This window comes from Actinomadura verrucosospora, assembly GCF_039540335.1.
GTDB classification, from domain to species: Bacteria; Actinomycetota; Actinomycetes; order Streptosporangiales; family Streptosporangiaceae; genus Spirillospora; species Spirillospora verrucosospora.
Genome location: NZ_BAABEV010000021.1, coordinates 111023 through 136820, shown reverse-complemented (window position 1 = coordinate 136820; position 25798 = coordinate 111023). Strand labels below are relative to the sequence as shown.

Sequence of the window (25798 nt, the reverse complement as noted above, 5' to 3'; positions counted from 1 at the left end):
GTCGGCGGCGCGGGCCGCGTCCCGCCGCGCGCCCAGCGGTTCGTAGCGTTCCAAGGCCGCGGCGAGCATCCGCCTCGCCTCCGCCGCCCTGCCGTCGCGGGCCAGCGCCACCGCGGCGCTCTCGGCGGCCAGCCCGTGCTCGAAGCCGCGGGACCCGCCCCGGTACGCCTCGACCGACGCCACCAGCGCGCCGGTGTCCCCGCGGGCCAGGCCGGCGCAGTGCAGGCCGAGGCCCTCGGCGGTGGGGGTGCCGGCGCGCCCGGCGTACGCCGCGGCCTCCTCGGCGACCGCCGCGGCCGACCCCGCGTCGCCGGCCGCCACCGCGAGCCGCACCGCGTCCACGGCGGGCAGCCGGTTGCCGAGCATCCGGCAGCCGTCCAGCGCCCGCCACGCCCGCACCGCCGTCCGCGCCGCCGCGTCCCCCTCGCCCCCGGCCTCCAGTAGCAGGGCCTCGATCCACAGCGCCCAGCCCCGGCCGGTCGCGAACTCGGGGGCGTCCGGCCCGTCCAGCACCCGCCGCGTCTCGGCCGCCATCCGCCCGGCCGTCCGGAGGTCGTCGCGGGCCAGCGCGATCCGCCCGATCACGGTCTCGGCGAAGAACAGCCAGCGGGTGCCGATCTCCTCGTCCAGGACGAGCCCGGACTCCGCCTGCGACAGGGCCGACTCCCAGTCGCCGAAATGGAAGCCGCCGAGCGCCCGCACGCCCGGGAAGTACGGCCGGAACGTCAGCGCGCCGACCTCCTCCACCAGCGCGTGGCCGCGCTGCAGCACGCGCTCGGCCTCGGCGGGCCGGTCGGCGTCCAGCAGCACGAACCCGACCGGGACGTGCGGGAACAGGAACGCCCCCGGCGCCGGACGCGAATGGCCGACGGCCGCGAGCCCCCGCTCGCCCAGCTCCAGCGCGTCCCGCAGGTCGCCCGCCGCGGCCAGCGCGAGGCTCAGCGTGGTCAGCGCGGCGCCGAGCGCCTGCTCGTACTCGCGGCCCCGGGCCCTCTCCCAGACGTCCTCCGCGCGGCGCCGGCCGGCCCCCACGTCCCCGGCGTAGATGAGCGCGTACGCGGCCCGCGCGTCGAACAGCGCCCGCAGCGGACCCGCGGGCAGCAGCCCGGCGATGGACTCGAAGGCGCGCGCGGCCTCCGCCCAGCGGCCCTGCCGCGACAGCGCGCGGGCCTGGCCGCTGCGCAGCCTGATCTCGTCCTCCGCGGCGAGGCGCCCGTCCGGGATCGCCGCCGCGACCTCCCGCGCCTCCGCGAACCGGCCTTCGAGGGCCAGCAGCGGCACCAGGTCGGCGCGCACCGCGGCGGCGCGCTCCTCGTCCATGCCCGCCAGCTCCAGGCCCCGCTCCAGGTGCCGGACCGCCATCCCCACCGAGTAGGCGGAGACCTCCTCGGCGGCCCTGCGCAGCCAGGCCACGGCCTGCGGGTCGCCCGGCTCGGCGCCCTCCGCCAGATGCGCGGCGACCTGCGCGGTGGGACCGCCCGCCGCGGCGAGCGCCTGCCCGGCCTCGTGGTGCAGCCTGCGCCGGATCGCCGACGGCAGGCTCTCGTACAGCGCCTCCCGCATCATCGGATGGCGGAACGCGAGCGCGTCCCCGCGCTCCCCGATCAGCCCGTGCGCCACGGCGTCGTTGAGCTGCGGCAGCAGCCCCGCCAGCGGCCTGCCCAGCACGGCGGCCAGCTCGCCCGGCGCGAACGACGCCCCGAGCACCGACGCCACCTGCAGCAGCTCCGCCGTCGCCCTCGGCAGGTGCCCGAAGCGCCGCACGAGGATCTCCCGCAGCCCCGGCGGCAGCGGCCCGTCGGCGACGTCCGCGACACCGTCCCGCACCGTCAGGGACGCCTCGTGCTGGAGGGCGCGCAGGAGCTGGACGGCGAACAGGGGATTGCCGCCCGCGGCGGCCAGCCGCCGCCGCAGCGCCGCCGACGGCCGCGCCCCGAGCAGCCGTTCGCCCAGCGCCCCCACCGCCTCCTCGCCGAGGCCGTCCAGCCTGAGGACGTCCGCGCCCCGCGAGGTCACCCGGTCCAGCAGGGCCGCCAGCTCCGGGCTCCGCGGGTACCCCCGGAAGGTGCCGACGAGCAGCAGCGGCAGCGCGCCGAGATGCCGGACGACGGCGTCGAACGCCCGGAGCGTCTCCCGATCGGCCCAGTGCAGGTCCTCCAGGGCGAAGACCACGGGCCCGCGCGCGGCGAGCCGTTCCAGCCCGGCCAGCAGCCCCTCGATCACCTGCAGGCCCCGCAGCCCCTTCTCCGCCGGCGCGCCGGCCGGCGAGAGCAGGCCCTCATCGTCCAGCGCGGCGGCGAGCGTGCCGAACGGCCGGCTCCCGCCCATCGCGTCGGCCGTCCCCGACAGCGTCCGCGCCCCCTGCCGTCCCGCCCGGTCGAGCAGCGCCTCCAGCAGATGCGTCTTGCCGATCCCGGGCTCACCCTCGATGAAGACGATCTGCCGAGCGCCCTCGGCGCTGCGCCCCAGTAACTCGATCAGCCTGCCGAACTCGGCATCGCGTCCGATGAGCGAAGGCTCCTGCACGGCCACCTCTTAGCAACCCACCACAAACCGAACTCCAGTCGGAGTGATCGTGCCCGGCTTCCCCTGCCCGCGAGCCCTCCTGGCCGATCCCGGACGGAAGGCGCGAAGGGCTGCCGGCGGGCGTTACCGCAGTGCAATGCCGCCGGACGTTTCCGCGGGCGCCGTTGAGAAAGATCTCTGCGTGTTTCGTCGCTTTCGCCGGGTCGGCGGCGGGGGCACGGACGCGAGGAGGACCGAATGGGCATGCGGGACGTCTGGGGCCGGATGGGCAGGCGCCGCCGGCTGCGCCGGGTCGCCAGGGAGGTCTTCGGCTGGCCGGACCTGCGCCCGGGCCAGGGCGAGGCGATGGAGCACCTGCTGCGGGGCCGCGACGTCCTGCTGGTCATGCCGACCGGCGGCGGCAAGTCGGCCGTCTACCAGGTCCCCGCCCAGCTGCTCCCCGGGCCGACGGTCGTGATCTCGCCCCTGATCGCCCTGCAGCGGGACCAGATGCTCGCGCTGACCGGCCGCGACGCCGGCGGCGCCGTGATGGTCAACTCCGCCCAGTCCGACGGGGCGAGCGAGGACGCCATGGACCAGATCCGGGCGGGCCGGGCGGAGTACATCTTCCTGTCGCCCGAGCAGCTCGCCAAGCCGTCGGTCGTGGAACGGCTCGCCGCCGTGCGCCCCTCGCTGATAGCCGTCGACGAGGCGCACTGCGTCTCCACGTGGGGCCACGACTTCCGGCCGGACTACCAGCGGCTCGGCCGGGTGATCGAGCGTCTCGGCCACCCCCCGGTGATCGCGCTGACCGCGACGGCCTCGCCGCCGGTCCGCGACGACGTCCTCGCGACGCTCGGGCTGGCGGAGGCACGGCAGATCGTCCGCGGCTTCGACCGTCCCAACCTGTCCCTGGAGGTGCGGCGGTTCCACGAGGAGGCGGACAAGAGGAAGGCACTGGTCGAGGACGCCGCCGGACGAAAGGGACTGGGCCTCGTCTACGTCGCCACCCGGCGGGACGCCGAGTCCTACGGCGAGGAACTGACCGCGGCGGGCCTGCGCGCGGCTTCCTACCACGCCGGGATGAAGGCGGCGGACCGCCACCGGGTGCACGAGGCGTTCCAGGGCGACGAGCTCGACGTCGTGGTGGCCACCTCGGCGTTCGGCATGGGAATCGACAAGCCCGACGTCCGCTACGTGCTGCACTCCGCTCCGCCCGAGTCCCCGGAGTCGTACTACCAGGAGATCGGCCGCGCCGGCCGGGACGGGGAGCCCGCTGCGGCCGTCCTGTACTACCGGTCGCAGGACCTCGGGCTGCGCCGCTTCTTCGCCGCGGGCAAGCCCGACGAGGAGAAGCTGCTCCAGACCGCGACGCTCCTCCAGACCCACGGCGGCACCGTCCCGGCAAGCGAGATGCGCACCACCCTGGGCGTCGGCGCATCCAAGCTCACCAGCCTGGTCAACCTGCTGGAACAGACCGGAGCCGTGGAGACGACCGGCCGCGGAAACCTGCGATACGCCCAGCAGGGCCCGCCGCCCGAAGAGGCCGTGGCACGTGCCGTGGAACTCGACGAGAACCGCCGCCGCGTCGACGACTCACGCATCGACATGATGCGCGCCTACGCGGAGACGACAGACTGCCGCCGCCGCTTCCTCCTGGAATACCTGGGCGAACCCCACCCAGGCTCATGCGGAACCTGCGACATCTGCCAAACCGGGGCGACCGCCACTCCGGACCGTCCCAACGAAACGTCCACCACACCGGATCAAACCGACGACGCCCCATTTCCCCTACACGCCGAGGTGCAGCACGCCGCCTGGGGCACCGGAACGGTAATGCGGGTGGAACCCGACCGCATCACCGTCCTCTTCGAAGAGGCCGGCTACCGCACCCTGTCCCTAGAGGCGATCGAACGCGACAACAACCTTTTGACCCTCCACCCCGACACAACCCGACGCGGACGAGCCCGCCAACGCAAACCCCGAAACAAGGCCGCCGCAGGCACCAATAAATCCACCACCGGCGTGCCCTAACCCAGGCACAGATCCACCGTTCAGCGCGCATCCTGGGCCGCCTGCAACGTGAGGGGGAGCCGTCGGTGCGGCGGGGGTCGGCTTGCGGGTTACGTGGGGGCTTGCCATAGGTGGATGGTGCCGTTCTCGCCGGCGGTGGCGAGGGTTCGGCCGTCCGGGCTGAAGCACACGCTGAAGACGGCGCCGCCATGCCCGGTGAGCGCGGGGCCCAGCTGCCGGTGGCGGGTCACGTCCCAGAGCCGTACGGTCCCTCCCGAGCCTCCGGCGGCGAGGATGCGGCCGTTCGGGCTGAACACCGTCGTGTTGCAGCGGCCGTCGCACTGGAACGGAGTGCCCTTCTGCTGGGTCCGGGCCACGTCCCACAGGCGGACGGTCTCACCGCCCGCCGTTGCCAGCGTCTGCCCGTCGGGGCTGAACGCCACGTCCTCTACCCAGGAGTCGTGGCCGGACAGGTTCTCGCTGAGCTTCTTACGGTCGTAGACCTCCCACACTTGCGCCACACCACGAGTGTTCCCGGTCTTGGGGTCCTGCTCGGTGCCGGTCGTACCGATGGCCAGCATCCGGCTGTCCGGAGCGAACGCTAGAGCCTGCACGTTGCCTGCGTCGGTCCCCAGGAGCGGGCCCACCTTCCCGTCGTCCAGGTCCCACAGCCGCACGGACTGGTCCGTGTTGCTGGTGGCCAGGACGCGGTCGTCCGGGCTCAGGGCCAGGGACGTCAGGGGCCCGAGATCGATGTCGAGGTCGCCCGGCTCGCCCTTGCCCGACACCGGGAAGAGGCGGAGGCGACCGTCGTCGCCCGCGGTGTACAGGGTGCTGCCGCCGTGGCTCATCGCCAGCGCGTTGACGCCGTCGGGGTGGTCGAGGGGCGCGCGGCGCTGTTTCCCGTCCACGACGTTCCAGAGCCGTACCGTGGCGTCGTCGCTGGCGCTGGCCAGAGTCCGGCCATCCGGGGTGAAAATCAGGTCGCGCACGGACGCGGTGTGCCCGCGCAGCGATCGGCTGGGCGGCGGGGCCGTGGACCGGTGCGCCGCGGGGTCGCTTCGGGCGGCCGATTCCGACCACGGCGCCACCACCAGGACCGTCGCCACGAGGGCCGCGACCACCAGGGTCGTGGCCACCGCCGCGCACGCCGCCAGGACGCCGCGCCGGGAGCCGAGGGCGGTGGACGGGCCGAAGCGGGGGCGGCGCGTGTAGGCCAGGGTCGCCAGGGGTTCCGAATTGGGCGTCCATCCGATCCAGGCCCGCCGCTCGTCGATCATCCGCTGCACCGCGGGCGGCCACGGCTGCGCGGCCGGGGCGACCGCGCCGAGCATCGCCGCGAGCCGGGCGGGGTCCGGCCGGCGGGCCGGGTCCTTGGCCAGGCACGCCGCGACGGCCGGGCGGAGCCGGTCCGGCACGCCGGACAGATCGGGTTCGGCGTGCACGACGTTGTAGAGCGCCTGCGCCGGGCCGGGCCCGTCGAAGGGCCCGCGGCCGGTGCAGGCGTACACCAGCACCGCCCCCAGCGAGAAGACGTCGCCGGCCGCGGTCGCCGACCCTCCCTCGGCCTGTTCCGGCGACATGTAACCGGGCGTCCCGGCCAGGACACCGGTCTGCCCGTCGCCGTCGCTCTCGGCCGCCCGCGCGACCCCGAAGTCGATCACCTTCGGGGCGTCGGCGGCCAGCAGCACGTTGGACGGTTTGAGGTCGCGGTGCACCAGCCCAGCCCGGTGGATCTCCACGAGGGCGGCCGTGAGCCCGGCCGCCAGCCGCAGCACCGCCGGCTCCGGCACCGGCCCGGCCGCCCGGACCGCGTCCCGCAGCGACGGCCCCGGCACGTACACCGACGCCAGCCACGGCGTCGGCGCGTCGGCGTCCGCGTCGAGCACGGCGGCCGTGTACGCGCCGGACACGCTGCGGGTGGCCGCCACCTCGGCGCGGAACCGCTCCCGGAAGCCGGGGGCGCCGGCCAGCCGGGCGTGCATGAGCTTCACCGCGACCGGCCGCCCGTCGGGCGCGGACCCCAGCAGCACCCGGCCCATCCCGCCGCGGCCGAGCTCGCCGAGCATCCGGTAGTGCCCGATCCGCTCCGGGTCGGACGCGGCGAGCGGTCGCATGGTCACCTCGCTCACCGGCGGTTCAGGCGCGGGTGCGGCCGGCGACGTCGTAGAGCCACACCTTCTCGTCGCCGCCGACGGCGAGGACCTTCCCGTCCGGGCTGAACGCCACGGCGGAGGCCTTGCCCGGCAGGTTGATCGGCTTCCCGACCTCCTTGCGCCCGGCGACGTCCCACAACCGCGCGGTGGAGTCGTTGCCGACGGTGGCCAGCAGCCGTCCGTCCCCGCTGAACGCCATGCCCTGCGGGGCGTGGTCGCTCGCGGGCACCACCTCACCGAGCGGAGCCGTCCGCTGGACGTCCCACAGCCGCACGGTCGTGTCGGCGCCCCCGGTCGCCAGCGTCCGGCCGTCCGGGCTCATATCCGCCTTCGTGATCTGGACGGTGTGCCCGCGCAGGGGCTGCCCGACCACCTCGCGGGAACTCACATCCAGCACCCGCACCAGATCCCGCTCGGTGAAGGCCAGCAGCTTCCCGTCCCCGCTGAACGCGATGAACGACATGATGTTCGCCTTGTCGAAGGTGAGCCCGCTCACCTCCTTGCGGGAATCGGTGTCCCACACCTTCAGGTGGGAGCCGATGGCCGCCAGCCGGTCCCCGGCGGGGCTGAAGGCCACGTCGCTCACCGGGGCCGGATCGTCGCTGAAGTCGAACATGGGGATGCCGAGGGTCGCGCCGACCTGCTGGCGGCTCTGCACGTCCCACACCTTGACGCCGCCGTCCATGCTGGCGGTGAGCAGCAACCGCCCGGCCTTGTCGAACGTGGCCTTGAGGGCCGACTTGGGGGCGATCTTGAGCGGCTGGCCGGACGGCCGCCGGGTCCTGGCGTCCCACAGCCGCACGGTGCCGTCCTCCCCGGCGGTGACGAGGAGAGCACCCGCGCGGTCGAACTCGGCGTGGTGCACGGAACCGGCGTGGCCTTCCAAGACCGCCAGCGGCTTCGCGTCCGTACCGCCGTTCCCGCCGGACGCGCTCTTCTTGCCGGACGCCGGCTCGTCGTCACCGCGCAGCGCCCAGGCGGCGGCGCCGCCGAGCGCGGCGAGACCGAGGGCGCCGCCGCCCGCCATCAGCAGGAACCGCCTCCTGCCCGGCGCCGGCGCGACGGCCGTGGGTGTGGGCGCCGGTGCGGGCGGGACGTGCGGCGGCGGGGCCTGCGGGGCCTGGAGCAGCCAGGCGACCTCGGTACCCTGCCGCGCGATCGTGGCGTGCACCGCGTCCGGCCAGGGTCGCGCGGACGGCGGGACCTCGCCGATCCACCGCAGCAGCTCGGAGGGCGCCGGCCGTGCGGACGGGTCCTTGGCCAGGCAGGCAGAAACGATCTCGCGGATCCGGTCCGGCAGACCGCCCAGCACGGGATCGGCGTGGATCACGTTCTGCAGGGTCTGCGGAGTGCTCCGCGCGTGGAACGGGCCCTGGCCGGTGCAGGCGTACACCAGCGTCGAGCCCAGGGAGAAGACGTCGCTGGCGGTGGTCAGGTCCCGCCCCAGGGCCTGCTCCGGAGACATGAAGCCGGGCGTGCCGACCAGCGCGCCGGTGCGGGTGAGCTGGGTGCCGTCATCGCCCTCGACGGCCCGCGCGATACCGAAGTCGATCACCCGCAGGCCGTCCTCGGTGAGCAGCACGTTGGACGGCTTCAGGTCGCGGTGCACCAGCCCGGCGCGGTGCACCTCGGTCAGCGCGGACGCGAGCCCGGCGGCCAGCCGGAGCGCCGGCCCGGCCGCCAGCGGACCGGCCGCGGCGACGACCTCGTGCAGCGAGGGACCCGGAACGTACACCGACGCCAGCCAGGGCTCGGCCGCCTCGGAGTCGGCGTCGATCACCGCCGCGGTGTAGGCCCCGGCGACCCGGCGGGAGGCGCGGACCTCGCGGCGGAACCGGCCGCGGAACCCGTCGTCGTGCACGAACTGCTCGTCGACCAGCTTGACCGCGGCCAGCCGCCCGTCCGGCCCGCTGCCGAGCAGGACCCGGCCCATGCCTCCGCGGCCGAGCTGGGCGAGCATTCGGTAATGCCCGATCTGGCGGGGATCGGACGCCTCCAGGGGTCTCACGGCACACCTCCTCTGTCAAAAAGACAATAGCGTCTGGTTGATCAGAGCGGAGGCGTCCGCAGCCATCCGTCACCACCCCGCCACGTCCCGCCCCCGCCAGCGGCGAAGCCCGGGTCGCGGCATCCGCTGCGGGTGAGGTCCGTCCACCGCCAACGCGAAACACCGAGTGCGAAAGGAGCGCTTTCCAGTTGACGTGCGATGTGGAAAAGGCGACTGAACGACCATGCGGCGTCCGGACCCGAATGGGATCACGCGCGGGCGGCCAAGGCGCTGGACGCCCTCAAAGAGCCGAAACGATCTCGCCTTGAACGCGCGCAGGGTGACGGGCGCGGCTCGGCCTCATACGACAACAGCGACGACTCCCAGTAAGGAGATCGTCGCTGGTGGTAGCGGGTGCGCCGTCAGGGACTTGAACCCCGAACCCGCGGATTAAGAGTCCGCTGCTCTGCCAATTGAGCTAACGGCGCCTGTCGTACGGGCCTCGGCGGTGGGCCGGGGTCCCTCGCGACAGGAAGAACAGTATCAGGCCCTGCGGACCAGTGCGAATCGGTTTACTCACGGGCCGGAAGGACGCTCATCATGCCCCGCCACAGGGCGATCGCGGTGGCGCGGGAGCCGACGCCGAGCTTCGCGTAGATCCGGTTGACATGGTTCTTGACCGTCTTCTCGCTGAGGAAGAGCTGGCGGGCGATCTCGCCGTTGGAGCGGCCGGTGGCGATGAGGTCCATGACCTCGGACTCGCGGGCGGACAGCCCGAGGGTGGTGCGGGACGCGTGGCGGACGCCGCGGACGAGGTCGTGGGCCGTGAACGACCCCGGGACGAGGTGCCCGCAGGCGCCGGCGCGGAGAGCGGCCTCGACGCCGGGCTGGTCGTCGGAGGCGAGCACGAACACCCGCGAGGACGTGCTCAGCGGCAGCGCCTGACCGGCGGCCGCCGTGTCCAGCAGGACGATGTCGGGACGCAGGCGTTCGGCCAGGGAGACCGCCGCTGCGGGATCGGAGGTGTCGGCGACGACCTGGAACTCGTCGCTGCCGTCCAGCACGGAGATCACGTCAGCCCTGCACCGGGCGTCGCCGTCCACCACGAGCACGCGCAGCGGAGCCGTCTCGTCGACACTCATCCGTCGCCCTTGGCGTGTCGTTGACATTTCTAGGGTCGGAGCATAACCACATGATCTTCGAAGGTCGATGAACCGCGCAGATGGAGGCCTTATCGAGACCGTAACAACGTCGAGGCCTGATCGTCTCGGACGACCAGGCCCCGCGGAGTGGGGTGAGTGAGGGGACTTGAACCCCCGACATCTTGGACCACAACCAAGTGCTCTGCCAGCTGAGCTACACCCACCGTGGCCGGGATCGCTCCCGGCTCCCAGTAGTGTAGCGGCTTCTTCGGGGTGGGTCAGCCGGAGGCGACCTGGGAGGCGATGGAGCGGGCCGTGTCGGAGTCGGGGCCGGGGGGCTGGACGAAGACGGCGGCGCGGTAGTAGCGCAGTTCCTGGATGCTCTCGGTGATGTCGGCCAGGGCGCGGTGGCCGCCCTTCTTCTCGGGGCTGGCGAAGTAGACGCGGGGGTACCAGCGCCGGGCCAGTTCCTTGATCGAGGAGACGTCGACCATGCGGTAGTGCAGGTGGGCGTCGAGGGCCGGCATGTCGCGGGCGAGGAAGGAGCGGTCGGTCGCGATGGAGTTGCCGCACAGGGGGGCCTTCTTGGCGTCCTTCACATGGCCCCGGATGTACTTGAGGACGACGTCCTCGGCCTCGGCGAGGGTGACGCCGCCGGGGAGGGCCTCCAGGAGGCCCGACGTGGTGTGCATGTCGCGGACGACCTTGGTCATCTGGGTGATGGACTCCGGCGGCGGTTTGATGACCACGTCGACGCCCTCGTCGAGGATGTTGAGCTCACTGTCGGTGACCAGTGCGGCTATCTCGATGAGCGCGTCGTCGCGCAGGTCGAGTCCCGTCATCTCGCAGTCGATCCAGACCAGCCGCTCGTTCATGGACTCACCCTACGGCCATGAACGACTGCGCGGGGCATCGCGGGCGATCGATTTAGGAGGTCACACGCTGGGCGATATGTCCTGGAACGGGGATGCCGGGACGGAGGAGGGGGTCGGGGGCGGGAACGCCGAAGGTCTGGGTGACGGGGACGACGCCGGCCCAGATGTCGAGGGCGTAGTCCTCTTCCTCGTCTCCGGGAGGGCCCTGCCGCACCTTCACGGAGGCCTCGTCCAGGGGGAGCGCCAGGACGGAGACGCCGGCAAGTTCCTTGCGGTTGGGCCGGCGGGCCACGTCCCACTGGCCGGGGGTCAGTTGCTCGGTGATGACGCGGAGGCCGGTCAGCTTCTCTTCGGGGTCGTCGACGAGGCGGGGTGTGCCGTAGACGACGGCGCTGCGGTAGTTGATGGAGTGGTGGAACAGGGAGCGGGCGAGGACGAGGCCGTCGAGGTGGGTGACGGTGACGCAGACGTCCTGGGACGGTCCGGCCCTGAGGCTGCTCGCGCCGGTGGAGCCGTGCAGGTAGAGGGTGTCGTCCAGGCGGCCGTAGCCGGTGGGGATGACGCGGGGGGAGCCGTCCACGACGAGGCCGAGGTGGCAGATCAGGCCGTCGTCGAGGATCTCGTAGAGGACGGTCCTGTCGGTGCTGGAGCGTTCCGGGAGGCGGCCGAGACGGGTGCGGGCGGTTGAGGAGAGTGGGTTCATGTCCGTTTACGCTAGGAGGCGAGTGGCCTGGCGGGTATGGCCACTTGGCGCGTATAGCAGGTGACCACTTTGTCGATCGATCTGCCTCTTTCCGTGGAGCGGGACGCTCCGGAGCCGATGAGCGCGCAGCTTGTCGCGCAGTTGCGTTCCGCCATGGGGGAGGGACGGCTCGCCGCGGGCGAACGGCTTCCGTCCAGTAGGGCTCTGGCCGGTTTGCTGGGTGTCAGCCGGACGGTCGTGACGGAGGCGTATGAGCAGCTCTACGCGGAGGGCTGGCTGGAAGGGCGCCATGGGTCCGGCACGTACGTGACGGAGGGTGTGGCCGCCTCGCCTATGCCGAGGCCACGGCTGACGATGAAACCGGCGCGGAGGGCGGCGGCCCCTGGCGAGATTGACCTGAGGCCAGGTCTTGCGTGGGTCGGGGCACTGGACACGCCCGCGTGGCGCAGGGCGTGGCGGCTCGCTGCGGGCATGCCGCCGCAGCAGCGTCAGGATCCGCATGGTTCGCTCGGCCTACGGCAGGCCCTGGTCGACTACATCAGGCGTAGTCGTGGTGTGGCCTGTCCTGTGGACGGCCTTCTTGTCACGCGGGGGGCGACGAACGGGCTCGATCTGCTTGCCGCGACCGTCCTTCGTCCTGGTGACCGGGTGGGTGTGGAGGAGCCCGGCTACGGCAGGGCGCGGGCGGTTCTGAGGGGACGGGGTGCGGAGCTCGTTCCGTGTCCTGTGGACGAGCACGGCCTCGTCGTCGATGCTCTGCCCGATGACCTGCGCCTTGTCTATACGACGCCGTCGCACCAGTTCCCGATGGGGGGCGTGCTGCCCGTCCCGCGGAGGCAGGCTCTGCTGGCATGGGCGAGGCGCAACGGGGCGCTCATCGCCGAGGACGACTACGACGGAGAGTTCCGCTACGACGTCGCCCCTCTGCCAGCGCTCTACGGTCTGGACCCGGACGTCGTCGTCTATCTGGGCACGACCGCCAAGATCCTCACCGCGGACATGGGCGTCGGCTGGCTGGGGGGCCGTCCCGACCTGGTGGCGGAGGTGGCGCTCCGGAGGGAGGAGCTGAACGACCGCACCGCCGTGGTGCCGCAGGACGCGCTGAGGCTCCTCCTGGAACGGGGTGACCTGGACAGGTACGTCCGCCGGATGCGCGGGGAGTACGCGCGGCGCCGCGAGGTGGTGGTGCAGGCGCTGGACGGCCTGCCGCTGCGCGGCGACACGGCCGGCCTGCACCTGGTGGTGGACGTCCCGGAGGCGGTGGCCGCGCGGGTCGTGGACGAGGCGGCCCGGCGCGGCGTCGTGGTGGAGACGCTGGACCGCCACCACATGGGCCCCGTGGGCGCGTCCGGGCTCGTGATCGGCTACGGCTCGGCCGCGACCCCGGCCGAGCTGCGCAAGGGGTGCGAGATCGTCCGGAAACTCGCCGGGTAGCGCCGTCAGTTGGACAGGGGCCCGACCGGGACGGGCTCCGACGCGGGGTGCAGCGGGCCGGGGCGCGCGGCCGGCGTCTCGCTCGGCGCCGGACGGAGGGCCTCGGGCGTGCGGGGGCGCGGCGTGACCAGCCGGGGGCCGGCGGGGGCGCCGGGGAGGCGGGGCTTGGGGACGGGGGCGACCGGGGTGTCGGGCCCGGTGATGCGCCGGACGTCGATGCCGCCGGGGTCGGGACGGTCCAGCAGCGGCACCTGGGACGCGCCGTAGTGCCCGCCGCGGGCCCAGTCCTTGCGGCTGCGCTGCGCGTGGTACGACTGCGGCGACGGCAGCGGGGGGCCGGCGGGCCAGCGGCGGGCGACGCCCCACGCGTCCAGCCACTGGACGATCGCTTCGACGCCGGTGAGCGGCGAGCCGGTGAACGGCGACCGCGACTGGCCCACCACCATGATCTGCGCGCAGACGCGGCCCTCCCGCCCGAGCGCGCCGCCGAGCAGCCGGGCCGCGCGGGTGATGGGCAGGAGCTGGACGATCTCACCGGTTCCCGGGTGCCACACGAGGTGGGCCGGGCGGTTCTCCTTCAGCAGGTCGGCGGCCACCGAGCGCGCGGAGACGGTGTGCGGGTCGTGCTCCTCGGCGCACCAGACGACGCGGGGAGCACCTCCCCGCAACGCTCCGCCGTCGTTCGGTGCCGGCATGCGGCCGGCTCTTGGCAGCCATGCGTCTGCCACGGTGCGTTCCCCCCCAATCGGGCGGTTTGACCCCCGAGTGGTCCCAGTTACTTCTCTTGGTCCGGCGAGACTCGCAGGTACGGCTCGCCGCGTCGTGGCGGGATGACGGCTGACGACGCCTCAACCGGGTTCGATCAGGTGTGGCGGCAGACGGGCACCCCGCGTGTCCGAGCATTCCACCTTGTGTCACCTTTTTCCTCCCGGGAGTTCGGTCGACTTGCTCACCCTGGGGGAAAGAGGGGCTGAGGGTCGCCGCGTTCGCGCAGGTCAGCGTCGACCTCGAAGATCGGATTACACGCGGTCGCAAGTCGGCCGGAAGTGGCCGGGGTCTCACGGACCGGACGGCGGTACGGGGGTGGGGTTCCCAGCCCTGACCGAGCCACGTTCTAATAGGGCGTCATGACCGTTGACGCAGAACTGCCCGCCGGGGTGCCCGGTATCGACGTCCCCCGGCTGGCGGCCTGGATGGCCCGTGAGCTGCCCGGATCGGGACGGATCAGCGCGATCGACCTGATCGCGGGCGGGCGGTCGAACCTCACGTACGGCATCGCGCTGGACGGGGGCCGCCGCGTCGTGCTGCGCCGGCCGCCGCTCGGCCACGTCCTGCCGACGGCGCACGACATGGGCCGCGAGTACCGCGTGCTCTCGGCGCTCGGCCGCGGGACGGCGGTGCCGGTGCCGACGGCGCTGGCCTTCTGCGACGACGAGGACGTCATCGGCGCCCGCTTCTACCTCATGGACTTCGTCGAGGGACGCGTCCTGCGCACCCGGGAGGACGCCGCCGGCATCACCCCCGAGCAGGCGCGCGGCCTCAGCGACGCGCTGGCCGAGGCGCTCGCCGCGATCCACACGGTCGACGTGCGGGCCGTCGGGTTGGGGGACTTCGGGCGTCCGAGCGGCTACATGGAGCGCCAGCTCAAGCGCTGGGGCAAGCAGTGGGACTCCTCGCAGGAGGCCGTCCGCGCCACGGGCAACGCCCGTGACCTGCCCGAGTACGACCGCCTCGTCGCGCGGCTGGCCGAACGGCTGCCGGCCGACGCCCCGGCCCGCCTGGTGCACGGCGACTTCCGGCTCGACAACGCGCTCGCCCGGCTGGAGCCGCACCCGGAGATCGCGGCCGTCGTCGACTGGGAGATGTCGACGCTCGGCGACCCGCTGTCCGACCTCGGGCTGACGCTCGTCTACTGGGCCGAGGCGGCCGACGCCGAGCAGCTCCCGGTCGGCGCCACGATCACCTCCGCGCCCGGCTTCCTCACGCGCCGCGAGTTCGCCGGACGGTACGCCGAGCTCACCGGCTTCGACCTCGCCGACCTCGACTTCTACGTCGCGTTCGCGTGCTTCAAGCTCGCGGTGATCCTGGAGGGCATCCACGCCCGCTACCTGCAGAACGCGACGGTCGGCGAGGGCTTCGACCAGATCGGCGGCGGGGTGCCGCTGCTGCTGGACCGCGCCCACCGCACGCTCGACGCGGGCTCGGTCTGGTAGGCGCCCGCCCGGCGGCGGGCGCCCCGCTCAGCAGCGGTAGGTGACCGTCGCCGAGCGGCCGGAGGAGAACATCACCGTGCCGGTCTGCCGCCCCCAGCAGAACCCGGACGCCCGCGAGACCCGCACGCCGCCGCTCTGGCCCGCGTCGAGGTGGCCGGAGCCGCCCGCGCTGACGGGCCCGGACGTGCCGGTCACCTGCCAGTTCACGGAGCCGCCCACGGCGGTGACCGTGACGGTGCAGGAGTCGTTCCTGCCCATGTCGCAGCCGCTCACCGACAGCGTGCCGGGCTTGGGCGGCTTCGGCGCGCTGGTGGTGGGCGGCGCCGGCGGCCTGCTCGACGGCGGCTTCGACGAGGCCTCCGACGCCGACGGCGACGGTGACGGCGACTTCGACGGCGACTTCGACGGGGACGCCGTCGGCGACGTGGGGGACGAGGGGTCGGTCGGTATCGGCTCCGGCGCGGTGGAACCGCCGGGCGGGGTGCTGCCGCCGGGCGTCACGGGACGGGTCGCCGCCGCGTTCGTCCCGTCGTCCCCGCCGCCGAGCCACGCCATGCCGCCGCCGAACAGCACGAGGACGCCGACGCCCACCGCGACGGCGGCGAGCAGCGGCGCCCGCCGCTTGCCGGGCGCGCGGTCGCGGGCGCGCGGGGCGGTCGGCTGGTAGGGCAGCGGCCAGCCGTACTCGTCGAACGGCTCGGTCCAGGCGGCGATGGCGCGGCGGTTCCCGGCGCGGTCCTCGGCGGTCGCGGCGGTCAGCACGTCCAGCCGCAGGTCGGCGGGGATCGCCGCGATCGGCAGCACCGACAGCAGCCGGTCCGGCGGCAGCGGCGGCGTCTCCCGCGCCCCGCACACCGGGCAGTTCTCCACGTGCCGGACGAGCGCCGTCGACGTCTGCGGGGACAGCGGCCACGACTCGGTCAGCGCCGCGACGCTCGGGCAGTCCTTCCAGTGGTTCTGCGCGATGAGGGCCGCGTGCAGCGCGGCGGCGAGGTCCTCGCGGGCCTGCTGCGCCAGCGCGAGCGTCTCCTCCAGCGGCATGCCGAAGATGCCGGACAGGTCCACCTCGTCCAGCTCGTGGCGGACCGACAGGTCGATGGCCTCGCGCTGCCGCCCGTTGAGCGCGGCGAGCGCGCTGTGCGCGAGCAGCCGGCGCTCCTCGCGGCGAGCGAGCTGCTCGGGCGTTAGCTCGTCCTCGGCCTCCGGGGCCTCCTGCCCGGTGTGCCGGTTCGGGCTGTCGCGGCGCCGCATGCACTCCTTGCGGGCGATCGCGTAGAGCCAGCCGCGCAGCCGCGCCGGCTCGGTGAGCCGGTCCACGTGCTCGCGGGCGGCGATGACGACGTTGCGCAGGGCCCCGGACGCCTCGACGCGGTCGCGCAGCAGGCCGTGGCAGTAGTCGAAGAGGAACGGCGCGTAGGTGTCGTAGACCTCGGTCAGCGCGATGACGTCCCCGGCTCGCAGCGAGTCCGCCAGCCTGAGGTCGTCATTCTGCGCGGCCCCTGGCTCACCGGCCACGGGAACCCTCCCAGTCGAAATCGGTTTCACAGATCTGCCCCCGACGAGCCCCGACGCGCGTCGGCCGACTCAGGTTGCCTGATCTTGCCACCAAGTTGCTGGGATTTCTCCTTTATGAGCGGATTTAAGTGACGAATCCGGTACGCCCCGTGGCCGTATCGCCATGTGGGAGAGGCCTCCCGGCGATGAAAGTGATCTGGGTCACTTCTGCGATCAACTGGTCCGCCGGCCGCCGCCGGGGCCGCCCCCGTCCTCCGGCTGGCACGACAGCGTCACGGTGCGCACGTCCCCGTTGGAGAAGCTGACCGTGCCCGAGCCGCCGGGCGGAGTGCAGGTCCCGTTGACGCGGGCGTAGCCGGACTGGCCGCTGCGCAGCGTGCCGCCGCCGCTGGCGCTCAGACCGCCGGACGCGCCCGTGACCGACCAGGTCACCGTCCCGCCGACGGCCCGCACGAGGATGGTGCAGCTGCCCGGGCCCGGGCCCTCGATGGTGCAGGAGCCGATCGCCAGCCGCCCGGTCCTCGGCTGGGTGCGGGTCGCGGTCGGCTTCGGCGAGCGCGACGGCTCGCGCGTCCTCGTCGGGGTCGGCGTCGGCGACGTGGTCGTCGGCGTCGGGGTGGCGGACCGCGTGGGCGTCGGGGTGTCGGACGGCTCCCGCGACTCGGTCGGGGAGGACGGCGAGACCTCGGGCGCCGACGTCCCGTCCGAGGGGCTCCGCGCGGCCGTCGGCTCGCCGGACGGGCCCGACATCAGGTAGAACGCCGCCGCGACGACCGCGATGACGGCGGCCGCCGCCGCCAGCGCGGCCCACACCCCGCGCCCGCTCCCGCCGCCGGTTCCGGACGGCGCCGCGCGCACGGGCTCCTGCTCGACCATGGAGGGCCAGCCCCAGTCGTCGAACGGCTCGGCTCTGTGCGCGATGGCGGCGAGGTCGGGAGCCAGCGCCGGGTCGGTGGCGGTCGCCATGACGAGCCCGCGCAGGTCGTTCGGCATCATCGCGACCGGCAGCACCTGCAGGAGCCGCGCCGCCGAGACGGCGCGGTCGCGCCGGGGCCCGCAGACGCCGCACGCGTCGATGTGCTGGACGAGCCTGTGCACGGCCGGCGGCGGCAGCGGCCATCCGGCGCCGTCGACGATCTCCGCGGCCTCGGGGCAGTCGCCGCGTCCCGCGCGGGCGATGTAGGCGGCGGAGAGGGAGTCGTCCAGGCGGGCGCGGGCCTCGGCGGTCAGCCCCGCGGCCTGCTGCGCGTCCATGCCGAGGACGCCGCCGATCTCCCCGGCGTCCAGGCCGTGCCGCAGCAGCAGGTCGAGCGACTCGCGCTCGCGTCCGCGCAGGCCGGACAGGGCCGCGTGGACGAGCCGCCGGGCCTCCTGGCGCCGGGCGAGCTCCGCGTCGTTCAGGAAGCCGTCCTCGACCTCGGGCGCCTCGCGGCGCTGCGCGGGACGGTCCGGGTCGCGCAGCCGCCGCATGCACTCGTTGCGGACGAGCGCGTACAGCCAGCCGCGGAAGCTCTCGGGTTCGCGGAGGACGGACACGTGCGCGTAGGCGGCGATGAGCGCGTCGTGGAGCGCGCCGGCCGCCTGGTCCTGGTCGCGCAGCAGTGCGTGGCAGTAGTCGTACAGGCGGGCCGCGTAACGGTCCATGACCTGGATGAGGGCGCTCGGATCGCCTGCCGCCAGCGTCCGCGCCAGGCGCTCGTCGTCAGCGCGGTCGAGACTGGGCCAACCGGACACGAAGTCCTCCCGCGGGCTTGCTCGGAATCCTCGTCCGGGACGTCAGGGACGCCGGGGACGAGGCTGGAAAATCTCAGAGGGAGCGGTGCGCTCTCCCGGCCCCGGTTCGGTCGTCCGACCGGCGGCCGCCTCCCGGTCACGGGCCAGGGAGGGGAAGAGGTCGGAGGCCCGACGGCCCCGCTCCCCGTCGGGCCTCCACATAGATTGACGGCCGAATCCGGCGCCCGGTTGACATGGATTTCAGGGAAAAATCAAGAACTACCTGGCGCATCCGGAAGATCACCGATTGGTGGTCACTGGATCCGGCGGGACAGCATCTTCAGGAAGATCTTGGAGATCTCGCCGGGCGTCATGGCGATCTGCACGTTGCCGTTCGTCGCCGTGGCGATCTGCTCCAGCTCGCCCCGGTCCACGCCCTTGCCGAACCCGATCATGTTCACCTGGATCGGCTTGTTCGGGTCCTGCATGTCCTTGAGCTGCTTCAGCGTCTCCTGCAGCGAGGGGCCGTCCGGGTCGTCGTTCTTCCCGTCGGTGAGCAGCAGGATCGAGTTGCCGAACTCCGGCTTGTAGGAGTCGTTCATGCTCTTGTACGCGGCCAGCATCGTCCGGTACAGGCCGGTGTCGCCGTCCGGCTTCGGCTTCATCTGGTTGAGCGTGGACAGCACGAGGCCGCGCCGCGTGTTGGACCCGATCCGATCGCCCAGGGCGCCGACCGGCACCGTCTCCTTGTAGGGGGTCTTGCCGTCCATGTTCGTCGAGAACAGCCACTGGCCGAGCTCGGTGTCGTTGGACATCATGCTGAGCCCGCCCTGCGAGACCTGCGCGATGGCCTGGAGGCGGTTGACGTTCGGCCCGACCTTCTCGGCCATCGAGCCGGACACGTCGATCAGCGTCAGCATCCGCAGGCCGAGCGACAGCTTCGACCACGCCTGCATGACCTTCGCGACGTCCTCGCTCTTGGGCGCGGGCAGCTGCCGCGGCCGGGCGGGGCTGACGCCGGCCGCCTCGCCGAACCCGGGCGGAGCCTTGCCGTCCGTCGCCCGGAAGCCGGCGTCGAGGACGTCCCTGCGGGTCGCCTCGGTCCGCATCGCCTGTTCGAGCAGGCGGGCGGCCTTGCGCTGGGAGTCGCCCTTGGCGGTGACGGTGAACGGGTAGTCCATCGACAGCGTGCCCTCGATCGGGTACAGCGCGACCGCGGGCTCGGCGGGCCTGCTCCGGTTGTAGGAGTAGAGGGCCTGCTCCGACGACAGCGAGATCGGCTGCTTGCCGGTGCGGTCCTTGCGGAAGTGCTCGAACTCCGCCTTGACGTTCGGGACGGTGCTCTCCCGGACGGTCCGCACGATGCCGGTGAAGATCGAGTCCCGGTTCGGGTCGTTCGCCAGCAGCGTGCTCGTGACCATCAGGGAGCCCATGCCCGCGGCGTTGCGCATCGGGTCGGGCACGACGAGCCGCACCGACCCCGCCGGGATCATCTGGTTCTTGGTGACGGCGCCGCCCGCCACGCCGCCCGCGGCCTTCAGCAGGTTGTCCCACGACGGGCTGGCGGTGATGCCCTGCTTCTTCAGCTCCACCGCGAGCGTCCGCGGCAACCCGACCACGATCGGACTCGTCGCGAGGGAGGTCTTGGTGGACACGACGCCGCTCTTGTCGCCGTTGTCGCCCTCGGTCCGCGCCAGCGAGATCCAGAGGGACGAGTCGGGGATCCACACGTCCGGCCGGTCGTTCGCCACGGCCTGCCCGGACAGCAGCGTCGTCACCGAGAAGGGCTCGGTCCTCTTCACGGTCGCCCTGACGCACTTGCCGTCGACCTTGTGCTTGCCGTCGTTGAACCGTCCGGCGGCCTTCTCCACCACGGGCGCGATGTCGGGCGCGACCGCCACGGACAGGTCCATCGCGCCGTCGCCGGAGCAGCCGCCGCCGCTCTCGGCGAACGCGTAGACGCCCACGCCGAGCAGCAGCGCCAGGCCCACGGCGCCGGCCATGGGCCCGATCAGCGCGGTCGCGCTGCGTTTGCGCCTGCGGCGCCCGTACTCGTAGCCGCCCGAACCGCCGGAACCGCCCGAACCACCGGATCCGCCGCCGTAGCCGCCGGAGTCACCCGAGCCGCCGGAGCCGCCGAAGAATCCGGTCTGGCCGCCGTCCGACCCGCCGATGGCGTCGTACTCGCTGTAACCCGTCCCGGCCAGCGGCGAGGACGCCGGGGCAGGGCCCTGCGGCGACGCGGTCCTCGGCTCCTCCCCGTACCGGCCCTGGCCGTAGACGGGCTGCTCGGAGGACTGCCGGGGCGTGAACCACTCGGGCGTCTCGCCGGGCGCGCCCGGCGCCGTGCCGGGCGGGGCGCCCTGCGGGCCCGCCGGGGGCTGGGCGAGCGGCGGGCCCTGGCCCTCCCGCCCTCCGAACCAGTCGGACGACCCGTCATTGGCCGGCCCGAAGACGGGAGTGGACGGGTCGTACCCGCCTTCACCCGTCCCTCCGGGGAAGTCATTGCGATGACGTCCGCTCACGGCTGCCCTCGATTCACCTGAAACCGGCCGATGTTCCCCGGCACTGTAGTAGTACGCCCCAGAGGTTACAAAGGACTCAAAACTGCTAATGACGCAGGTCATGAGCGTGAGCCCGGACGAACCTGGCGGCGCGCACGGCCGCCGCGCCCAGCGATCGGAGGGGTACGAGCGTACGCGAATCCCTCTCTAGAACCTGATTCAGTCCCCTTCCGCGGCCGGATCCGGCCGCCGCGCAGCCGGGGCACCGCCCGCCCGGCGGCAGACTTGGGGAATGGCCAGCCTGATCCCCGTCTCCGACCCCGCCGACCCGCGCCTCGCGGACTACGTCCGCCTCCGCGACGTCAACCTCCGCAAGAGCCTGGAGGCCGAGCACGGCCTGTTCGTCGCCGAGGGCGAGAAGGTGATCCGCCGCGCGGTCGGCGCCGGATACCCCGTCCGGTCGCTGCTGATGGCACGGCGCTGGGCCGAACCGCTGGCCGACCTGCTGGACGGCGTGGACGCCCCCGCCTACCTGGTCGACGACGCCACCATGGAGTCCCTCACGGGCTTCCAGGTGCACCGCGGCGCCCTGGCCTCGCTGGAGCGCCTTCCCCTGCCGTCCGTCGACGCCGTCCTCGCCCCGGCCCGCCGCGCCGCCGTCCCCGAGGAGGTCGTCGACCGCGCCGACGTCCCCGCGCCGCACGCTCGGCCGCCGCGGCGCGTCCTCGTCCTGGAGGATCTCGTCGACCACGCGAACGTGGGCTCCATCTTCAGGTGCGCCGCCGCCCTGGGCATCGACGCGGTCGTCCTGTCGCCGAGGTGCGCCGATCCCCTCTACCGCCGGGCGGTGAAGGTGTCCATGGGCGCGGTCTTCGCGATCCCCTACGCCCGCATGGCCAACTGGCACGACGACCTCGGCAGGCTGCGCGCCGCCGGCTTCACCCTGCTGGCCCTGACCCCCGACCAGACCGCCACGCCCATAGAGAAGGCGTCCATGGGCGACCGCGTGGCCCTGTTGCTCGGTTCGGAGGGCGACGGCCTCTCGTCCCACTGGCTGGACGAGGCCGACGAGCCGGTGTGCATCCCCATGAGTGGGGACGCCATGTCCGCGGGCGTCGACTCCCTGAACGTCACCGCGGCCGCCGCGATCGCCTGCCACACCCTGATGCGGTAGCGGGGCCGTCCGAAGGCCGGAAAAGGGTGCGGCCCTCCTGCGCTTCCAGCGCAGGAGGGCCGCATCAGGCCGGTCAGTTGTAGAAGGTCGCGCTGTGGATGTCCACCGGGTTGGCGGCCTGGCCGGTGGCCACGCCGTAGACGGCCACGAAGGACGAGCCGGTCGAGACCAGGCCGGTGTAGTCACCGAGCATCCGGCCGGAGCTCGTCGCCGGCACCGTGCGCGCGTTGAACGGGCCCTCGATGTGCCGCTCGCGCCACGACGCGGGCTTCGTGCAGTCGTCCGCGCAGGTCACGGCCCAGAAGTCGGTGGGGAGGGTGGCGGCGGACGTGTTGTTCCGGAAGTCGTAGTAGGTGATCGCCACGGTGCCGCCGGGGGACACGGCGATCGCCGGCACCGCGGCGGAGCCGGTGGGCGTCTTGTCCACCCGGACCGGGGCGGACCAGGTCTTCCCGTTGTCCGCGGACCGCGCGTACGCGACGTGGAAGGTGCCGTCGGCGTCCTGGCTCGGCCAGACCGCGTTCACCACCTTGCTGCCCGGACGGGCCGCCAGCAGCGGGAGCGTGGCGTTGCGCACCGGGTCACCCGAGTCGTCCGGGTCGGGGATCCGGGTGCCCACCGCCATCGGCGCCGCCACGTTCAGCGTCGGCGCGGACCACGTGGCGCCGCCGTCGGTCGAGCGGATGACCTGGGTGGCCGCGGCGGTGTCGGTCTCGTGGTGCATGCCGATCAGCAGCGTCCCGTCGGCCATCGGCACCAGCTCGGTACCGATGACACCGCTGTTGGCCGGGAAGTCGTACACCTTCTTCGTGGTCCAGGTGCGCCCGTCGTCGGTCGACTTCGCCATGTAGACCGGCTGCACCCAGGCGCCGCTCGGCTGGGTGTCGACCCGGTCCCACACCGCGTAGACCGTGCCCGGGTGGTACGGGTCGGCGGTGATCGCCGGGCGGTCGTTGAAGAACCGCGCGTCGTCGTCGCGCTGCAGGGTCACCGGGGCGCCCCAGTGGTCGCCGCCGTCACCGGACCGCGAGACCAGGATCGCCGTCACCTCGCCGGTGCGCGAAAGCGAGAACGACGCGGCCACCGCCGCGCCGGACGGTGTCATCGTGACCCAGTGGTCCGTCGTGACGTCGTAGTCCCCGCCGTTGGCGGCGGTGCCGCCGTCGCACCGGGAGAACGCGGGCTGGTTCGCCGACCGGCGCCAGGTCGCGCCGTAGTCGTCGGACACGGCGGTGCCGGTCCCGTTACCGCCGTACCGGTTCCACCTGTCCTGCTGGTACACCGTGACGAGACGCCACGGCCGCTTCGGGTCCCGCGCCACCATGGGCTGGACCTCGGTGTTCGGGTTCAGGACATAGCCGTCGCCCTCGGGCAGCCCGCATCCCTGCGGCAGGGCGCTGGTGCCCGACACCGGCACCACCGCGGCGGGATCGGTTCCGTCCGCTGACGCGGCCGGGGCCGCGAAGGCGAAGGCGAGCAGGGTGGTCGCTGCGACCATGGCCGACCTGGAACGTCGATTCAAGGGTGCATTCCTCGTCCTCGATGGGGGGTCTTGCCGGAGACGCCGCCACCTGGCCGGCAGCGCGTTCCCAGCGAAGGCCGAACAGCAGGACGACATTACAGCCCAAGATCGACTTCTTCTCGCCCTTTGGCTCGGCACCCTTCCGCTCTCGCGGCGAGTATCGTCCGGACGGTCAATTTGGACAATGTCCAACCTGGTCCCGGGGATGTGCCGGGCGGCCGAAAATGAGGACATCCATAAATGGAATTCCGGCCAATCTGAGCGGGGTCGAGCGTCTCGACGCCGCCGCGGCCGCCGCGGCCGCCGCTCGCCCGCCGTGCCCTCACGCGGAGGGCGCCTCCTGGCGGGGAGGGGCGCCGCGCCGGCGGCTACGCGACGGCGGCCTCGTCGTCCCGGTCGGCCAGGAGCCGGGCCAGCCGCTCCCTTTCCATGAACGCCCAGTCCTCCGGGTCGTCGTCCCAGTCGACGCGCTCCTCGATGTCGAGGCCCGCCATGAACTCCTCGTGGAGGCCGGACGGGTTCTGCCGGACCGGGTCGGAGAACTGCCACACCTCCACGGCGGCCCTCAGGTCGCCGCGGTCGGCCAGCAGTTCGGCCAGCCGCCTCGTCGTCGGCGCGGCGTCGCCGTAGGCGCGGGCCCACACGTCCAGAGCGGCTGCCAGGTCGCCGTGCTTCGCCAGGAGCTCGCCGAGGCGTCCGGCCGCGTTCCGGTCGCCGGCCTCCGCTCGGGCGCGCAGCTCAACGATCTCGTCCTGGTTCGGTACGTCACCGTTTGTCCGAATTTCCATTACCGGTCACCTCTTCCGGGGGCAGCAAGGGCGCTGGCAAGGAACAGCCGCTCCGGGAAAGTAACCATTCCCGGGAGCCTCAAACCGCTTCCGTCCGGCGAGTTGCCGGGCCGGGCCCCTGATTGCCGAAGGAACGGCGCGCGGTCGCCGCCGTTTCGCCGGACGCGCCGCCCGCCCGCCGACGATCGTCAAGGCGCGCTGCGTGAACAGGGGTATTCGCTTGCCTTGGAACGGGCCCGCCGGTGCCGAACCGCCTCACGGCCTACGCGGTTCTTGTCGTCATTCATCGGTTTCGCCGGGAGACGGTTCGCATAGGCTCGGACCCTTGGCGTCGCCGTGCGTGAGTATTTCCGGTCCCGTTCTCCGCGCCCCGGAAAGGCGTTTGTGAGATTCTCATTCGAGAATCCGCCGTTTCCGGAGCCCGATGGGGTGCGGGGTACCGGCGGTCGAGTTCCTCGGGGCATGCCTCCAACGAACGCGAGCCACCCGTCGAAAGCGTGACCAGCGCGTGAGCTGCGCTGATCGCCCGGGTGAAGGGCGCGCGCGGCGGAGATCAGCGGCCGAACATGCCGCCCCGCGGTCGGCGGTGCGTTCCCCGGGGCCGCCGCGGAGCCCCCACCGGCGCGCGGCGGCGGCCGAGGCGCAGCTGCGTCAGCAGCAGCGAGAACGCCACCATCAGCGCCGCCAGCCAGGCGATCTGCGTGCTGGCCATCCGCTCGAACGTCAGATCCTGCGCGACGGGCGCCTGGTTGCCCTGGAGGCGGCTCTGCGGCGTCTCCGCCCCGGGCGCCGGGCTCGGCGCGACGGACGGGTTGGGCGCCTGGATGGACGGCAACGCCACCTGCGGGTTCTGCGGCTCGAACGACGCGTTGGGCGACGTCTGCACGGACCCGTTCGTCCCCGTGCCGTTCCCGCTCCCCGAGGAGCCGCTTCCACTGCCGGACCCGCCGTGCGACGTCCTGGAGGACGTGGAGTGCGAGGGCGTGGGCGACGGCTTCGTGGGCTTGCGCGACGGCGACTTCGTGGGCGTCTTCGAGGGGGTCGGGGTCGGCGTCTTCGTGGGCGGCGGCTTGGACGGGACGACGTACCTGAACGTCGTGGTCCCGGCGACCGGGGCGAGGTCGGTCGCGTCGACGGTCACGATGATCGTGTAGACCGCCGTCTCCTTCGGCCCCTCCTTCGGGACCGTCACATGCGATGTGACGGGCGTGCCGCTCTTCCCGGCGGCGAGGTCGCCGACGGCGCACCCCGCCGACTCGAACGGCGCGCCGCAGTCACCGGTCACCGCCGTGCCCTTGAGGGTCGCCGTGATGTTGGTGACCTTGATGTTCGCCACGTCGCCGCCGACGGCGGTGACCGTCGTCGTGATGTCGAGCGAGCCGCCCGGGTCCAGCCTGGCCGCCGTGGAGGCGACGTCCACCGTGAGCTTGCCGGTCGCGGGGGACGCGGGATCCGACCCTGAGGGGGAGGGCGTCTCGTCGGCCACGGCGGACGCGCCGCCGGCGGCGAGGATGGCCGCCGTGCCGAGCCCAACAAAGATCGGTTTCACCGTCG

17 protein-coding genes and 2 tRNA genes are annotated in these 25798 nt (G+C 73.1%); 4 read left to right on the top strand and 15 right to left on the bottom strand.

Annotated elements, in window-relative coordinates:
* Window positions 1–2526 (bottom strand): ATP-binding protein (locus ABD944_RS22930; protein WP_345179610.1); only part of this gene is annotated, 2526 nt, incomplete at its 3' end.
* Between the two features lie 237 nt (window positions 2527–2763).
* Here ABD944_RS22930 and ABD944_RS22925 point away from each other — a divergent pair.
* A complete protein-coding gene (locus ABD944_RS22925) occupies window positions 2764–4539 on the top strand; it encodes a RecQ family ATP-dependent DNA helicase (protein ID WP_345179608.1) in 1776 nt (591 codons plus the stop codon).
* 89 nt (window positions 4540–4628) lie between these two features.
* Here the strand turns inward: ABD944_RS22925 and ABD944_RS22920 are convergent, their stop codons facing one another.
* The 7 genes from ABD944_RS22920 to ABD944_RS22890 all read right to left on the bottom strand — a co-directional run bounded on the left by ABD944_RS22920 (window position 4629) and on the right by ABD944_RS22890 (window position 11381).
* Complete coding sequence (locus tag ABD944_RS22920; protein WP_345179614.1) at window positions 4629–6635, bottom strand: WD40 repeat domain-containing serine/threonine protein kinase; 2007 nt, start codon at window positions 6633–6635, stop codon at window positions 4629–4631.
* Between the two features lie 22 nt (window positions 6636–6657).
* On the bottom strand, window positions 6658–8682 hold the full coding sequence (locus tag ABD944_RS22915) for a WD40 repeat domain-containing serine/threonine protein kinase (protein ID WP_345179605.1): 2025 nt from the start codon (window positions 8680–8682) through the stop codon (window positions 6658–6660).
* Window positions 8683–9076: 394 nt separating this feature from the next.
* A tRNA-Lys gene (locus ABD944_RS22910) sits at window positions 9077–9149 on the bottom strand.
* Between the two features lie 84 nt (window positions 9150–9233).
* Window positions 9234–9803, bottom strand: coding sequence for a response regulator transcription factor (locus ABD944_RS22905; protein ID WP_345179604.1), 570 nt, complete (start codon window positions 9801–9803; stop codon window positions 9234–9236).
* Between the two features lie 148 nt (window positions 9804–9951).
* Window positions 9952–10027 (bottom strand) — tRNA-His (locus tag ABD944_RS22900).
* A gap of 54 nt (window positions 10028–10081) precedes the next feature.
* Complete coding sequence (gene orn, locus ABD944_RS22895) at window positions 10082–10678, bottom strand: oligoribonuclease (protein WP_345179603.1); 597 nt, start codon at window positions 10676–10678, stop codon at window positions 10082–10084.
* A gap of 52 nt (window positions 10679–10730) precedes the next feature.
* Window positions 10731–11381 (bottom strand): pyridoxamine 5'-phosphate oxidase family protein, encoded by a 651-nt coding sequence (locus ABD944_RS22890; RefSeq protein ID WP_345179600.1) that lies wholly within the window; start codon window positions 11379–11381, stop codon window positions 10731–10733.
* Window positions 11382–11498: 117 nt separating this feature from the next.
* On the opposite strand from ABD944_RS22890, the gene pdxR reads away from it, so the two are divergent.
* A complete protein-coding gene (gene pdxR / locus ABD944_RS22885; protein WP_345179599.1) occupies window positions 11499–12815 on the top strand; it encodes a MocR-like pyridoxine biosynthesis transcription factor PdxR in 1317 nt (438 codons plus the stop codon).
* A gap of 5 nt (window positions 12816–12820) precedes the next feature.
* Here the strand turns inward: pdxR and ABD944_RS22880 are convergent, their stop codons facing one another.
* Window positions 12821–13510 (bottom strand): hypothetical protein, encoded by a 690-nt coding sequence (locus tag ABD944_RS22880; RefSeq protein WP_345179598.1) that lies wholly within the window; start codon window positions 13508–13510, stop codon window positions 12821–12823.
* A gap of 432 nt (window positions 13511–13942) precedes the next feature.
* Here ABD944_RS22880 and ABD944_RS22875 point away from each other — a divergent pair, with 432 nt between their 5' ends.
* Window positions 13943–15028: a phosphotransferase family protein gene (locus ABD944_RS22875; RefSeq protein WP_345179597.1), complete on the top strand. Its 1086-nt coding sequence runs from the start codon at window positions 13943–13945 to the stop codon at window positions 15026–15028.
* Between the two features lie 27 nt (window positions 15029–15055).
* Here the strand turns inward: ABD944_RS22875 and ABD944_RS22870 are convergent, their stop codons facing one another.
* The 3 genes from ABD944_RS22870 to ABD944_RS22860 all read right to left on the bottom strand — a co-directional run bounded on the left by ABD944_RS22870 (window position 15056) and on the right by ABD944_RS22860 (window position 20781).
* Entirely contained in the window at window positions 15056–16543 is a 1488-nt protein-coding gene (locus ABD944_RS22870; RefSeq protein ID WP_345179595.1) for an RNA polymerase sigma factor, read from the bottom strand.
* Window positions 16544–16756: 213 nt separating this feature from the next.
* On the bottom strand, window positions 16757–18277 hold the full coding sequence (locus ABD944_RS22865; protein WP_345179594.1) for an RNA polymerase sigma factor: 1521 nt from the start codon (window positions 18275–18277) through the stop codon (window positions 16757–16759).
* 293 nt (window positions 18278–18570) lie between these two features.
* Window positions 18571–20781: a substrate-binding domain-containing protein gene (locus ABD944_RS22860; protein ID WP_345179593.1), complete on the bottom strand. Its 2211-nt coding sequence runs from the start codon at window positions 20779–20781 to the stop codon at window positions 18571–18573.
* A 271-nt stretch (window positions 20782–21052) separates the two neighbouring features.
* On the opposite strand from ABD944_RS22860, the gene ABD944_RS22855 reads away from it, so the two are divergent.
* Window positions 21053–21934 (top strand): TrmH family RNA methyltransferase, encoded by an 882-nt coding sequence (locus ABD944_RS22855; protein WP_345179591.1) that lies wholly within the window; start codon window positions 21053–21055, stop codon window positions 21932–21934.
* Window positions 21935–22007: 73 nt separating this feature from the next.
* Here the strand turns inward: ABD944_RS22855 and ABD944_RS22850 are convergent, their stop codons facing one another.
* The 3 genes from ABD944_RS22850 to ABD944_RS22840 all read right to left on the bottom strand — a co-directional run bounded on the left by ABD944_RS22850 (window position 22008) and on the right by ABD944_RS22840 (window position 25793).
* Window positions 22008–23432: a sialidase family protein gene (locus ABD944_RS22850; RefSeq protein WP_345179589.1), complete on the bottom strand. Its 1425-nt coding sequence runs from the start codon at window positions 23430–23432 to the stop codon at window positions 22008–22010.
* A 392-nt stretch (window positions 23433–23824) separates the two neighbouring features.
* A complete protein-coding gene (locus ABD944_RS22845; protein ID WP_345179587.1) occupies window positions 23825–24244 on the bottom strand; it encodes a hypothetical protein in 420 nt (139 codons plus the stop codon).
* Between the two features lie 553 nt (window positions 24245–24797).
* Window positions 24798–25793 (bottom strand): hypothetical protein, encoded by a 996-nt coding sequence (locus tag ABD944_RS22840; RefSeq protein WP_345179585.1) that lies wholly within the window; start codon window positions 25791–25793, stop codon window positions 24798–24800.
* Between the last annotated feature and the right edge of the window lie 5 nt (window positions 25794–25798).